Source organism: Mycobacterium sp. NGS56 (assembly GCF_059812425.1).
Genome location: NZ_JCALCQ010000012.1, coordinates 100,086 through 112,641 on the forward strand (window position 1 = coordinate 100,086; position 12,556 = coordinate 112,641).

Here is a 12,556-nt window from a genome sequence, read left to right on the forward strand (position 1 = left end):
GAAGGGTTTTTGGAGGTTTTAGGGTCATGTCACCGCTATTGCTGGTCTGCGTCGCAGTAGCCGCTCCCGTCGCCGGAATCGGCTTGCTCCACGTGCAGGACCGCCTGGAGCGCTGGGACTACGAGCGCCACGCGGACGACTGAGCCCCCATCTCTCCGCCAAACTCGCTGTGTCGTCACGGGTTCAGCTCGCCCGGGGAGCCACCCGGCGCACCTGAGGTCAGGTCGACAGCTGCGTACGGATGAGCGGCGCGATCTTGTCCGCCATGTACTGATGCCCCGCGTCATTCGGATGCACGCCATCGGCACCGATCAGGTCGGGTCGGCCGATGAACCAGTGCTCGGCGATCGGGTCGATGAACGTCGCCCCGGCCGCCCCGGCCGCGCCGCCGAGGATGTCGCGAATCAGAAACATCGATGGCGGCACCTCGGCGGTCGGCCATGGCGGTCCGATCACCAGCAACCGCGCCGCGGGCGCCAGCCGGCGCGCCAGAGCCAAAGCGGCGTTGGTCTTTACGGTCAACGTCCCGGGATCGACGCCCTGGTCGTTGCGGGAGCCGAAAAACACCACCAGCGCATCGTCGGGCTGGACCGCCCTGGCGGTCAGATCCTCGAAGACACTGCCGTGGTCGCCCGGCGTGGCGTAACCGGCTCTGCCTTCGGCCGCCACGCTGCCTGAGATTCGCGAACCCCGCGACCCCAGCACCTGCCAGGCGCGCGACGGCCAGGATCTCGATCCCACCCCTCCTTCACTGGTCCCGGTGGTGTACGAATCCCCCACCACTGCGACATGATTCAGCCGGAAGTCAAGAGTCAGTGTCTCGTAGGTGCGCACCTGTGCCGGATATGCGATGCCGATGCCCGCCAGAAAACTCAACCCAATGAGAAAGGTGGCCAGACGACTCACTCTCACCTCCACTGTCAACGGCATCGTTGGGTGCCGCCGCGTCCTCACCAAGTATTCCCCGAGAGTCGCGGCCGGCCGCTGAGGCGGCCATCACACCGCGCGGGCCGAAACCGCTTCCAGCGGACGGTCGATCGGATGCAGCTTACTGTTCGACTCGGCCGGCTCGCTCGTCGCATTGACGGCTCTGACATCGACCATCTTGCGCATCCACCGGCGCGCCGGCTCTTCGACGCCGTGATACAACAGCACCGAGGCGAGCACGGCAATCACAAGCAGGCCGATGACGTTCCATTTCCACGGGTTATCCAGGGTGTTGAGCTCGAATTGCTCCACGGCCCAGCCCCAGGCGGTGTGCACCAGCTCATGCACCATGTACAGGCAGAACGAGATCTTGCCGCCGTACACCATCACCCGGGCAGACAGCACGCGTGGCAGGCTGCCGAGCCCGATCGCCAGCGAAATCACCAGCGGAACGAACAACACGTCGACCACCCCGCCGCTGTCGTTCTCCACCACTCCCGATATCGGGTGGGCGCCAAACCAATACAGCACGCCCACCATTGCGGTCAGCAGAAGCAGGGAGATGTATCCGGCGACGCGGCGGCCACGATCGCTCAGCCGGAGCCTGCGTACCGCAGCGCAGGCCAGTGCTCCCGCCGTGAACTGCGTGACGATTCGCGGCAGCCAACTCCACGGTGTGTAGAAGTGGCCGCTGGCGAGCAACATCACCACCGGCGGCAGCGATGCCGCGAACGCCAGGACCATCAGACTTCGCGCCCGGGTCGCCTGCTTCATCCGTAACAGGACCAGCACCAGGACGGCGAAGAGCACATACGCGAGCCATTCCGCGCTGATCGACCAGGCGGGCCCGTCCCAGCTCGAGTCGTCGAAGAACGGCACGAACCACAACTGCACCAAGAGGACTTGGCGCACGTAGCTGATCGCACTCAACTGGGCGGCATCCGGCGAGGGCACATGACCTACGTGCAGGGTGAAGATCACCCACACGGCGGCGAGGTGCAAGGTCACCAAATACACGGGCCACACCCGGGCCAGTCGCAGCCAGAGAAAATGCAGGGTCGCGCGGGTTGACCACGACCGGCCCATGCGGTCCAGATAGTTGTACGTCAGGACGAACCCGCTGAGGATGAAGAAGAGGTCGACGCCCTGGGCGCCGCAATTGAGCACCGGCGCGAGGGCGTCGCGGAAATCGGTTGACACATCGCCGAGCATCGGCCGGAAGTGGAAGAGCACCACCCAGAGCGCGGCGACGATACGGAGCCCCGTCAGGGCCGTGATCTCGCCCCTGATTTCTCCGCCCCGCACGCCGCTCTTCCCGTCCGAATCCTGCTGTTTCGTCTCTTGCTACTTCGATTGATTGGGAAATCTCGGTAATTCACCAGCGCCCCGACCAGCAACCGGCAGCCCTGGCAGCCTAGCAGCGCAATCACCGGCATGCTGGGACGGTAGTGGTGTGGCACACGGGGTTCCGGGGTAATCCATTTGCCCGATTTCCCGCTGGGCGTTTGCTCCGCGACATATTCCGGCGGCCCAACAAATGTTTCTTAGCAAAGCGTTAGACACGGCTTCCGGTCTCCTTATGCTTGGGGCATAGCGTCGACAACGTTCTTTGGTGGGCGATCAAGCTCCCGAAGATAGCGCTAGCGCCACGGAGAGTGAGGGGTCTGCATGACGATCGCAGGCAGCCGGACTGGCCACGACAATTGCGTATTTGACTGCGAGGGCGCACAGGTCAGGGCGCACCATCGCCACCTGGCGACGGTCGTGCACATCCGCGGCGAAATAAACGATGGAAATGTCGGCCGCATTAGCGATCACATTGCGCGTTTCACCCTCGGAGAAAACCCTGTGGTGCTCGACGTGGCCGACGTCAGCGGATTTGCTGAGGCCGGCATCTCGCTGCTGCACGCGTTCGACGCTCATTGTCGCGCCGCGGGGGTGGATTGGATGCTGGTTGCCAGCTCAGCGGTGACCCAGGTGCTGGATGACGCCGGCCATGACAGCAGTTTTCCGATCATGCGCTCGGTTCACGAGGCGCTGCAGGATCGGGCTGATGCCATCGCGCTCCGCCGTCGGATGACGCTGCCGCTGGTCAGGAAGACGTTGTAGATCGCGATTGCGCGCGACGCAGCCTGGCAGTCCCGATCACCGCAAGCACCCCGGCGCTGGTCAACAGCACCAGCGTCAGCAATAGCAACTGCGGGTCGTAGGTCAGCGACGTGGTGGACGGCTGCCCGTTCGCGATGGGTGCCACGATCACCGTGTGATGCGAGTGCCACCAGGTCAGCCCCGAGCAGATGAGCGCGACACAGGCCAGGCCCAATTCGAGTGTCGCGCGGTAGCGGGCGTTCACTGAGCCGTCCCGGCGTCGTCGTCCCGGTCTCCGTCGATCGATCGCGTGGGCTCCACCCGCTCCTGGACCAGTGGGGTCAGCGCCGCCCGCAACTGACGATGGCGACGCGCCCAGGCCTGGGCCGTGCGCTGGTTCGTGAGTTTGAGACCGATGCCGACACGCCCGCGTGGCACTCCGACCAGCTCGCCGAGCGCCCGGGCCGACTGCCACCTCGCCACCTCTTGCTCAGAGGCTTCGTGGTTGTCGGGCTCGGGATACACCTTGACGATTTCACGAACCAGGATTGTTTCGGTGCCCTGGCGCAGGGCGTCTTCGGTGAGCTCGACCGAAACGTGGATCCGCGCGGCCTTCACCTGTATTCCCAGGAACGTCGATACGAGCACCAAAAAGATCGCGGGCACCACCAGCGAAACCGGGGCACCGCTCCAAATCTCGATCAGGACCATGGCCACCGCCGCGCCCGGGCCGCACGCCAACCACCACCAGCTGGCGCCGGGTTCGTAGAACAACGGCTTGGGCGCGGTGGCGCTGTCGGTAGTCATCGCAAGCCCCATCTCACGAGAGCCACCCTGCCGCATCGGCGGCCCAATAGGTGAGAACGATATCGGCTCCGGCGCGCCGGATGCTGGTCAGTGACTCCAACGCCGCGGTGCGCTCGTCAATCCAATTGTTCGCGGCCGCAGCGCATATCATCGCGTACTCACCAGACACTTGATACGCGGCGACGGGAACGGGCGAAACGTCCGCCGCGGCCGCGACCACGTCGAGATAGCTCATCGCCGGCTTGATCATCACGATGTCGGCGCCCTCGTCCAGATCGAGCTCGATCTCGCGCAGCGCCTCTCGGCCGTTGCCGGCCTCCTGCTGATAGGTGCGCCGGTCACCGGAGAGGCTGGAACTGACCGCCTCACGGAACGGGCCGTAGAACACCGAGGCGAACTTGGCGGCGTAGGCCAGGATCGCCACGTCGATGAAGCCCGAGGCGTCCAATCCGTCGCGGATCGCGCCCACCTGTCCATCCATCATGCCACTCGGCCCCACCAAGTGAGCGCCCGATTCTGCTTGAGCCACAGCAAGTTCCACATACCGGGCCACGGTGGCGTCGTTGTCGACCCGGCCGCGGGCGTCGAGGACGCCGCAGTGTCCGTGGTCGGTGAACTCGTCCAGGCAGGTGTCGGCCATCAATACCGTGGCCTCGCCGAGGTCCTTGGCCAGGTCCCGCAGGGCGACATTGAGAATGCCATCGGGATCGGTCCCGGCCGACCCGAGCGAATCCTTGTCCTCGTCACGGGGCACGCCGAACAGCATCAGCCCGCCCACCCCGGCCGCGACGGCACCGGCGGCCGCCCTGCGCAACGAATCACGGGTGTGCTGCACCACGCCTGGCATGGAAGTGATCGGCCGCGGTTCGTCGATGCCGTCGGCAACGAACATCGGCAGCACCAAATGCCTTGGCTCCAAAGATGTTTGCGCCACCAGACGACGCAGTGCCGGGGTGGTGCGAAGCCGACGCGGGCGCTGCCGCGGATAGGCACTCATGCTCGTTGAGTGGCGACCCGCCGCGCGCGCTCCAGCGCGCTTGCGATCGCCACAACATCATGGTGGCGACCCGCCGCGCCCGGCCACGCCGCGCTTGCGATCGCCACTAGCGCCTGCGGCTCTTTTTACGCGGCGGCGGCAGCGCACCCTCGGCGCGCAACCGCGCGGCGTGTTCGGCCAGGGCATCGACCAGCGGACCAACCGCGGCGGTCTCGGGCTGGACATCCACCCGCAGACCGAATTCGGCTGCGGTCTCGGCGGTCTTGGGACCGATGCAGGCGATGATCGTCCGTGCGTGCGGCTTGCCGGCGATGCCGACCAGGTTTCGCACCGTGGAGCTGGACGTGAAGCACACCGCGTCGAAGCCTCCGGTCTTGATCATCTCCCGAGTTTCCGCCGGCGGCGGGGCGGCCCGAACCGTCCGGTAGGCGGTGACATCCTCGATCTCCCAGCCACGTTCGCGCAGACCCTCGGCCAGCGTCTCGGTGGCGATGTCGGCGCGCGGCAGCAGGACCCGGTTGACCGGGTCGAAAATGCTGTCGTAGGGCGGGAAGTCGTCGAGCAGACCCAATGAGGACTGTTCTCCGGCCGGCACCAGTTCGGGGCTGATCCCGAATGCCCGGACCCGGTCGGCGGTCGACTCGCCCACACACGCGATCTTCACTCCGGAGAATGCGCGCGCGTCCAGACCGAACTCGCCGAATTTCTCCCACACCGCGCGCACCGCATTCGTGGAGGTGAACACCACCCATTGGAAGCGGCCATCGACCAATCCCTTGACGGCCCTTTCCATTTGGGCTGGGCTGCGCGGCGGCTCGACGGCGATGGTCGGGACCTCGATCGGCAGCGCACCGTAGGAGGTCAAACGCTCGCTCATCTCGCCGGCCTGGTCCTTGGTGCGCGGCACCAACACGGTCCAGCCGTACAGCGCACGGCTCTCCCACCAGTTCAGCTTCGCCCGGCTGGCCACCGTCTTGCCGATGGTCACCACCAGGGGGCCGGTCAACGGACCGGCGGGGTCGGCACCGCCCAGCACCGCCGAATCGGTCAAGCCGTGCAGCGTGGTTTCGATGGAACGCTGCTGACAGGTGGTGCCGTGCGCGGTCACCACACACGGGGTGTTCTCGGCCAGCTCGTGCTCGATCAGGGTGCGCGCGGCGTCAGCCAGATGCGACGACGTGGCCTGCAGAATCAGCGGACCGGGCGCCGCGGCCAGCGCCTCCCAGTCCACGTCACCGCGCACGTCGGCGACCGTGTGCGAGGAGCCCAACGGCAACCCCGCGTACGTCGGGACGGCATCGCTGGGGGCCAGCCCGGGCACGATCTCGATGTGCAGGTGGCTCCGCGCGATGGCGTTGACCTCGGTGATGACCGCGTCGACCGTCAGCGGGTCACCGGCCACCAACCGCACCACGTCGACACCCGTCCGCGCCTCGGCGGTCAGCGTCTTGGCCACCTCGGCGGGGTCGCCCAGCGCGGGGCGGAGGTCGGGACCGCCGGTGATCACCACCGGCTGCGCCTTACCCTGGCCGGCACCGGCGTCGCCGTTCGTGGCGGCCGCGTCGGCAGGCGCCGGGCCGGAAACCGGTGGCAGGTCTTTGCCAATCAGGGCCAGCACCGGCTCGGGCACGTCAGGATCGGTGAACACCAAAGCGGCGTTCGCCAGCACCGTGGCGGCCCGGGTCGTCAGCAATCCCGGGTCACCCGGGCCGGAGCCCACGTAGGTGATGCGGCCCGGTGTCGGCTTACGCCCTCGCGTCGTCATTGTCGCTCCCACGTAACTCGCATTTACTTTCCTCGCGCAGGGTCTTGCCGCGCTTCGCTCATCAGTTCTCGGGCGCCCAGCTCGAACAGTTCCGCGGCCACCGAAAGCCCGAGCTCTCGTGCCTGACCGGGACTCCCGATGCCGGACGCGCGGATCACATCGGACCCGTCCAGCGCCGCCACGCAACCGCGCAGCGACAGCTCTTCGAAGATCCGGCCCTCCTCATCGATGGACTCGACGACTTCGGCGATCGCGCCCACCGGTGCCGAGCAACCGGCCTCCAGTTCGGCCAGCAGGGCTCGCTCAGCGGTGACCGACGCACGCGTGTCGGCGTCGTCCAGTTCCGCCAGCACTGCCGCCAACCGGCTATCGCCGGCAAGGCATTCGACGGCGAGCGCACCCTGAGCCGGTGCTGGCAACATCTGCACCGGCTCTAGCGTCTCGGTGACGTCGTCGAGGCGACCGATCCGGGCGAGTCCCGCCCGGGCTACCACGATCGCGTCGAGATCACCACTGCTTACCCTGTTCAACCTGGTATCTAGGTTGCCTCGTAGGGGGCGGATTTCCAAACCGAGACCCAATGCTCTAAGCTGTGCGGCCCGCCGCGGTGACGAGGTGCCCACCAGCGAACCGGGCGGCAACTCCGCGAGCACCAGTCCATCCCGCGCGACCACGGCGTCACGCGGGTCGTTGCGCACCGGTATGGCCGCCACAGCAAACCTAGGATCGTCGGCGGTCGGCAGGTCCTTGTGGGAGTGCACCGCGGCGTCGACACGGCCCTCCAACATGGCCTCGCGCAGTGCGGTGGTGAAGACCCCCACCCCGAGGGACTCGATGGGCGCCGACGAGCGGTCGCCGGCCGTGCTGATCGTCACCAGCTCCGCGGGGTGTCCCAGCGCGATCAAAGCGTCTCTGACGACCCCGGCCTGGGTGGTGGCCAGCAGACTGCCCCGGGTGCCTATCCGGATCACGTTCGCCAATCGCCTACTCGGCAGTTTGCTGCGGCATACCCGCGTCGAATCCGTTTGCAATGACTGGTAATTCGCCCGCAGCCACGGCGTCGACGGCGGTCTGGTCGAGTTCGAAGAGTTCGCGTAGCGCCTCGGCATAGCTGTCACCGCCGGGGGCGCTGGCTAGCTGTTTGATCCGCACGGTCGGCGCGTGCAGCAGCTTGTCCACCACCCGTCGCACGGTGCGGGCCACCTCTTCGCGCTGGGCGCTCTCGAGCCCAGGCAGCCGGTTGTCGAGGCGGAGCAGTTCCGCCTCGACAACATCGGCGGCGCGTTGGCGCAACGCCGTGACAGTCGGCGTGACCTCGGCCATTCGCTGTCCGGCGAGATAGGCAGCAACCTCGGTGGCGACGATGGTGCGGGCGGCGTCGACGTCCGCGGCCGCGGCGTGGGCCGAGGGCTCGTGCTGCACACGGTCCACATCGACGACCCAGACGCCGGGCAGCCCGGCCACCGCCGGGTCGACGTCGCGCGGCATGCCCAGGTCGCAGATCACCAGTGGGTCGGTCTCTTCGTCGCGGTGCGCGGCGGCCAGCGCGTGGTGAACGTCGGCCAGCGAGACCACCGGCATTACCGCTCCGGTACAGCTGACGACGACGTCGGCACCGGCCAGGGTGTCGGCCAGGCGCTCCAAGGGCACGGCGTCAGCCTGCACACCGGCGTCGCGAATCTTGCGGACCAGGCGCTGGCCCCGGGACAGCGACCGGTTCACGACGTGCACGCGCGCGACGCCGGCACGGCAGAGGTGCCCGGCGGACAGGGCACCCATCGCTCCGGCGCCGACCAGGACCGCGGTCTTGCCCGACAGTGTGCCCAGGCGGCGTTCGGCCATGTTGAGTGCGACGGACACCACCGAGGCGCCGGCGGCGTCGATGGCGGTTTCGGAGTGCACCCGCTTGCCCACCGACAGGGCCCGCTGGGCCAGCTCGTGCAATATCCGCCCGACGGTGCGGTTGGTCTCGGCGGTGGCGTAGGCGCGACGGACCTGGCCGAGCACCTGCTGCTCGCCGATCACGGCGGAATCCAGGCCGCTGGCGACCGCGAACAGGTGCTCGACGGCGGCCTCGCTGTACCGGACGTACGCGTATTTGGTGAGGTCGGCCATCGACATCCCGGAGTGTTCCGACAGCACCTGCCCGATCACCGCCAACCCGCCGTGGAACGCGTCCACCACCGCGTAGACCTCGACCCGGTTGCATGTCGACAGCACCATCGCCTCGGTCACCAGTGACGACTGCAACACCCGATCGACGATCTTGCCCTGATCGGACTCGTCGATGCTGAGTTGTTCCAAGACGGAGACCGGCGCACTGCGGTGCGAAACCCCGAAGAGCAAGACGCTCACGGCAGCATCACCTGGCCAGCTCCCTTGCTTCCTCCAGTAATTGAACTGCTGTCCACGGTAAACGTTTATCAGCTGGGCTACCAAATAAATGCTCGGCGCTCACCGGCCGCACAGTGCACGTCGGGTCAGCGACCAAGGTCGGCCCGCAGCCGGGCCTCATCGATGTCCCAGTAGCTGTGTTCACGGCCGTCGAGCAGGACTACGGGCAGCCGGTCGCCGAACTCGGCCCGCGGCGCGGTGTTTCCCGCCGCAGCCGCGGCGTCGACGTCGGTCATCGACAGCGTGAAGCCCAACTCGTCGGCCAATTCGACCAACCGGGCGTGCACGCGCTCGCAGATGGAGCACCCGTCGCGGGTCAACAGCTCCACCTGGGGCCGGCCGGTCTCAGTCATGGCCACCAGTGTCGCATCGGTGACTTGTGCGGCCATCTACCAGGCGTTATGTCCGACGATGGCTGACGAAACGGTGCGGGCCGATCCGGCCGTGACTGCAGGGCTTCGCCGTCTCGCTCGGCGGTGCGGCCAAGGAGTTTTCGGTTGAGCTGTCCCGGCTCGATGATCGGGTGGTTCAGGTGTTGGGAGGCTGGCACGGGGCGGCGGGCACCGCCTACGGATCCGCGTGGGAACTGTGGCATCACGGAGCCCGCGAGGTAGAGCTCGGGTTGTCGATGCTGTCGCAGCTGGCGGACCAGGCCGGTGGGGCATATCAGCGCACCGAAACCGGCTCCGCGCAGCTGAGCGGATGGTGCGTGGTGGCTGAGGCGTTTTCGAATTGATCCCCAGGCGTTGGCCGGCGCGGTGCGGCGCATGGCAGTGTTTCAGCGCTACGCCGAAGGAAGAATTACCGAAATCGATTCTCGCGCAACGTATTTTCACACACCACGGACGGGTGATGGCGCGGCGGCTCACGCCGAGGCGCATCGGCACTGGGCGCGCGGCGAGGCGATGATGCGCGAAGCGCTGGTGCAACTGCAGAAGGCGGCCACGAGCGCGCACGGCCACTACACGGGTGCGGTGTCGACGAATCTCCGTATGTGGTGGTCGTGATTCCGTATGTGGTCGTGATTCCGTCGCGCCGCCGGCTGTGACCCGGCGAACTCTTTCACCAGGCCCGGACACACCGACGCCCGCGCCATCTGCCCGATAGGGTTGGTGATCGGGCACCCGCTGGGTCGCCAGGCAATACAGCGATCTAGGAGGTTTGACGATGACTTCCTCAGGCCCGGCCAACGCAGACCACACCGGTCACGTTGACCTGGAGTCGCTGGCCGCTGACGCCAGCGCCGCCCGCGCGATCGAGGGCATGCAGGAAGCCGCCGCCTCGCAGGACCGTCCCCAGCCCCCGATCGACCTGACCGCCGCGGCGTTCTTCGACGTGGACAACACGCTCGTGCAGGGTTCGTCGGCGGTGCATTTCGGCCGCGGGCTGGCCACGCGCAACTACTTCACCTATCGCGATGTGATCGGATTCATCTACGCGCAGGCCAAGTTCCAGATCCTCGGGACCGAAAACAGCAACGACGTCGCCGCCGGGCGACGCAAGGCCCTCGCCTTCATCGAGGGCCGATCGGTCGAAGAGCTGGTCGCCCTGGGCGAGGAGATCTACGACGAGATCATCGCCGACAAGATCTGGCCCGGCACCCGCGAACTCACGCAGATGCATCTGGACGCCGGCCAGCAGGTCTGGTTAATCACCGCCACGCCCTACGAACTGGCCGCGACCATCGCGCGACGGCTCGGCCTGACGGGCGCCCTGGGCACGGTCGCGGAGTCCGTCGACGGCGTCTTCACCGGCAGGCTGGTCGGGGACATACTGCACGGCACCGGTAAGGCTCACGCCGTGCGGTCGCTGGCAATTCGCGAGGGCCTCAACCTGAAACGCTGCACGGCCTACTCGGACAGCTTCAACGACGTGCCCATGCTGTCGCTGGTGGGCACCGCGGTCGCCATCAATCCCGACGCCCGCCTGCGCGCCCTGGCCCGGGAGCGCGGCTGGGAGATTCGCGACTTCCGCACCGCTCGCAAAGCGGCCCGGATCGGGGTCCCCTCGGCGTTGGCCCTGGGCGCAGCCGGTGGGGCGCTGGCCGCGCTGGCTTCCCGACGGCAATCGCGCTGATAGGCTGCGCCGCGCAGAGACAATCGAGCGGAAGGCATACGCCATGACGGTCCCCAAGGAAGCCGAAGGACTCATCGGCAGCCATTACCGCGCACCGGATTACTTCGAGGTCGGCCGCGAGAAGATCAGAGAGTTCGCGATGGCGATCAAAGACGACCACCCGGCGCACTTCGACGAGAGTGAATCGGCGAAAGCCGGGTACCCGGACATGGTGGCGCCGCTGACGTTCCTCGCGATCGCAGGACGCCGTGTACAGCTGGAGATCTTCACCAAGTTCAGCATCCCGATCAACATCGCCCGGGTGATCCACCGCGACCAGAAGTTCAAGTTCCACCGCCCGATCCTGGCCCACGATAGGCTGTATTTCGACACTTACCTCGACTCGGTGATTGAGTCCCACGGCACCGTGCTTGTGGAGATCCGCAGCGAAGTGACAGACGTGGATGGGAACCCGATCGTCACAAGTGTCGTCACGATGTTGGGAGAGTCTTCAAACCAAGCGGACGTCGAAGCTACGGCCGCAGCAGTTGCATCCATATCTGCAGGAAAGTTAGGGGCGTTGTAGATGTCTTTACAGCGGGAAACGGGGAGCACGCAGCTCAAGCCGCCGGTCGAGAAAGTCCGGTCGCACTACGACAAGTCGAACGAGTTCTTCAAGCTGTGGCTCGACCCGTCGATGACCTACAGCTGCGCTTACTTCGACGAGAACCCGGACCCGCAGAATCTGACGAAGACGCTGGAAGAGGCCCAGTACGCCAAGCGCAAGCTCGCACTGGACAAGCTCAACCTCGAGCCCGGCATGACGCTGCTGGACATCGGCAGCGGCTGGGGCTCGACCATGCGGCACGCGGTGGCCGAGTACGACGTCAACGTCATCGGCCTGACGCTGAGCGAGAACCAGTACGCCCACTGCGTGGCGGAGTTCGAAAAAATGGACAGCCCCCGCCGCAAGGAGGTGCGCATCCAGGGTTGGGAGGAATTCCCCGACGAACCGATCGACCGCATCGTGTCGCTGGGCGCGTTCGAGCATTTCGCCGACGGCGCCGGTGACGCCGGGTACGAGCGCTACGCGAGCTTCTTCAAGAAGTACTACGACCTGCTGCCGGACGATGGCCGCATGCTGCTCCACTCGATCGTGGTGCCCACCGCCGAGGAGGGCAAAAAGCTCGGGCTGCAGGTGAACATGACCCTGCTGCGGTTCATCAGCTTCATATTGAAGGAGATCTACCCGGGCGGAAAGTTGCCCCAGGTCGACTTGGTCGACAAGTACGCAACTGACGCCGGTTTCAAGATCGAGCGCCACCACTTCATCGGCAAGAACTATGTTCCGACGCTGACCGCCTGGGGTAATGCCCTCGAGGCGCACCAGGACGAGGCGATCGCCCTGAAGGGGCAGGAGACCTACGACATCTACCTGAAGTACTTGCGGGGCTGCTCGGAGCTGTTCCGCGACGGCTACACCAACGTCTGCCAGTTCACGATGGTCAAGTAGCCGCCTCAAG

At 66.5% G+C, this 12,556-nt stretch carries 14 protein-coding genes and 1 pseudogene; 6 read left to right on the forward strand and 9 right to left on the reverse strand.

The features are described from left to right. Positions 1 to 219: 219 nt before the first annotated feature. Together AC5Y4F_RS22340 and AC5Y4F_RS22345 are read right to left on the reverse strand one after the other, a co-directional pair. Positions 220 to 906, reverse strand: a complete 687-nt coding sequence (locus tag AC5Y4F_RS22340) for an Rv0518 family GDSL lipase (RefSeq protein WP_067937931.1) — start codon at positions 904 to 906, stop codon at positions 220 to 222. Between the two features lie 90 nt (positions 907 to 996). Next, positions 997 to 2,232, reverse strand: a complete 1,236-nt coding sequence (locus tag AC5Y4F_RS22345) for an acyltransferase family protein (protein WP_067937929.1) — start codon at positions 2,230 to 2,232, stop codon at positions 997 to 999. A gap of 363 nt (positions 2,233 to 2,595) precedes the next feature. Here AC5Y4F_RS22345 and AC5Y4F_RS22350 point away from each other — a divergent pair, with 363 nt between their 5' ends. Then, a complete protein-coding gene (locus tag AC5Y4F_RS22350; RefSeq protein ID WP_067937927.1) occupies positions 2,596 to 3,036 on the forward strand; it encodes an STAS domain-containing protein in 441 nt (146 codons plus the stop codon). Here the strand turns inward: AC5Y4F_RS22350 and AC5Y4F_RS22355 are convergent. The 7 genes from AC5Y4F_RS22355 to AC5Y4F_RS22385 form a co-directional block, all read right to left on the reverse strand. Continuing rightward, a complete protein-coding gene (locus AC5Y4F_RS22355; RefSeq protein ID WP_067937924.1) occupies positions 3,020 to 3,280 on the reverse strand; it encodes a hypothetical protein in 261 nt (86 codons plus the stop codon). The genes AC5Y4F_RS22350 and AC5Y4F_RS22355 overlap by 17 nt on opposite strands. Beyond that, positions 3,277 to 3,822, reverse strand: a complete 546-nt coding sequence (gene mce1N / locus AC5Y4F_RS22360) for a transport-regulating membrane protein Mce1N (protein WP_067937959.1) — start codon at positions 3,820 to 3,822, stop codon at positions 3,277 to 3,279. The genes AC5Y4F_RS22355 and mce1N overlap by 4 nt, the downstream gene beginning before the upstream one ends. Before the next feature lie 13 nt (positions 3,823 to 3,835). Further along, positions 3,836 to 4,819 carry a porphobilinogen synthase gene (gene hemB / locus AC5Y4F_RS22365; protein WP_082947722.1) on the reverse strand — a complete coding sequence of 328 codons (984 nt, stop codon included), beginning with the start codon at positions 4,817 to 4,819 and terminating at the stop codon, positions 3,836 to 3,838. A gap of 106 nt (positions 4,820 to 4,925) precedes the next feature. After that, complete coding sequence (locus tag AC5Y4F_RS22370; RefSeq protein ID WP_499998727.1) at positions 4,926 to 6,584, reverse strand: bifunctional uroporphyrinogen-III C-methyltransferase/uroporphyrinogen-III synthase; 1,659 nt, start codon at positions 6,582 to 6,584, stop codon at positions 4,926 to 4,928. Between the two features lie 23 nt (positions 6,585 to 6,607). Continuing rightward, positions 6,608 to 7,555 (reverse strand): hydroxymethylbilane synthase, encoded by a 948-nt coding sequence (gene hemC / locus AC5Y4F_RS22375; protein ID WP_499998798.1) that lies wholly within the window; start codon positions 7,553 to 7,555, stop codon positions 6,608 to 6,610. A gap of 13 nt (positions 7,556 to 7,568) precedes the next feature. After that, positions 7,569 to 8,939 carry a glutamyl-tRNA reductase gene (locus AC5Y4F_RS22380; RefSeq protein WP_499998729.1) on the reverse strand — a complete coding sequence of 457 codons (1,371 nt, stop codon included), beginning with the start codon at positions 8,937 to 8,939 and terminating at the stop codon, positions 7,569 to 7,571. A gap of 125 nt (positions 8,940 to 9,064) precedes the next feature. Then, complete coding sequence (locus AC5Y4F_RS22385) at positions 9,065 to 9,331, reverse strand: glutaredoxin family protein (RefSeq protein WP_499998731.1); 267 nt, start codon at positions 9,329 to 9,331, stop codon at positions 9,065 to 9,067. A 58-nt stretch (positions 9,332 to 9,389) separates the two neighbouring features. On the opposite strand from AC5Y4F_RS22385, the pseudogene AC5Y4F_RS22390 reads away from it, so the two are divergent. The 5 genes and pseudogenes from AC5Y4F_RS22390 to AC5Y4F_RS22410 all read left to right on the forward strand — a co-directional run bounded on the left by AC5Y4F_RS22390 (position 9,390) and on the right by AC5Y4F_RS22410 (position 12,546). Then, a pseudogene (locus AC5Y4F_RS22390) lies at positions 9,390 to 9,698 on the forward strand (WXG100 family type VII secretion target). A gap of 47 nt (positions 9,699 to 9,745) precedes the next feature. Further along, a complete protein-coding gene (locus AC5Y4F_RS22395) occupies positions 9,746 to 9,985 on the forward strand; it encodes a WXG100 family type VII secretion target (RefSeq protein ID WP_499998734.1) in 240 nt (79 codons plus the stop codon). 160 nt (positions 9,986 to 10,145) lie between these two features. Beyond that, complete coding sequence (locus AC5Y4F_RS22400; RefSeq protein WP_067937915.1) at positions 10,146 to 11,054, forward strand: HAD family hydrolase; 909 nt, start codon at positions 10,146 to 10,148, stop codon at positions 11,052 to 11,054. 43 nt (positions 11,055 to 11,097) lie between these two features. Then, positions 11,098 to 11,619 carry an FAS1-like dehydratase domain-containing protein gene (locus AC5Y4F_RS22405; protein WP_067937952.1) on the forward strand — a complete coding sequence of 174 codons (522 nt, stop codon included), beginning with the start codon at positions 11,098 to 11,100 and terminating at the stop codon, positions 11,617 to 11,619. Further along, complete coding sequence (locus tag AC5Y4F_RS22410; protein ID WP_499998740.1) at positions 11,620 to 12,546, forward strand: cyclopropane mycolic acid synthase family methyltransferase; 927 nt, start codon at positions 11,620 to 11,622, stop codon at positions 12,544 to 12,546. It abuts the gene before it with no gap. Positions 12,547 to 12,556 lie beyond the last annotated feature (10 nt).

What these genes read in the sequence shown, in the direction of transcription:
- AC5Y4F_RS22350 (WP_067937927.1), top strand. Translation starts at nt 2,596, where the DNA reads ATGACGATCGCAGGCAGCCGGACTGGCCACGACAATTGCGTATTTGAC.
- mce1N (WP_067937959.1), bottom strand. Translation starts at nt 3,822, where the DNA reads ATGACTACCGACAGCGCCACCGCGCCCAAGCCGTTGTTCTACGAACCC.
- hemB (WP_082947722.1), bottom strand. Translation starts at nt 4,819, where the DNA reads ATGAGTGCCTATCCGCGGCAGCGCCCGCGTCGGCTTCGCACCACCCCG.
- AC5Y4F_RS22370 (WP_499998727.1), bottom strand. Translation starts at nt 6,584, where the DNA reads ATGACGACGCGAGGGCGTAAGCCGACACCGGGCCGCATCACCTACGTG.
- AC5Y4F_RS22385 (WP_499998731.1), bottom strand. Translation starts at nt 9,331, where the DNA reads ATGACTGAGACCGGCCGGCCCCAGGTGGAGCTGTTGACCCGCGACGGG.
- AC5Y4F_RS22395 (WP_499998734.1), top strand. Translation starts at nt 9,746, where the DNA reads ATGGCAGTGTTTCAGCGCTACGCCGAAGGAAGAATTACCGAAATCGAT.
- AC5Y4F_RS22400 (WP_067937915.1), top strand. Translation starts at nt 10,146, where the DNA reads ATGACTTCCTCAGGCCCGGCCAACGCAGACCACACCGGTCACGTTGAC.
- AC5Y4F_RS22405 (WP_067937952.1), top strand. Translation starts at nt 11,098, where the DNA reads ATGACGGTCCCCAAGGAAGCCGAAGGACTCATCGGCAGCCATTACCGC.
- AC5Y4F_RS22410 (WP_499998740.1), top strand. Translation starts at nt 11,620, where the DNA reads ATGTCTTTACAGCGGGAAACGGGGAGCACGCAGCTCAAGCCGCCGGTC.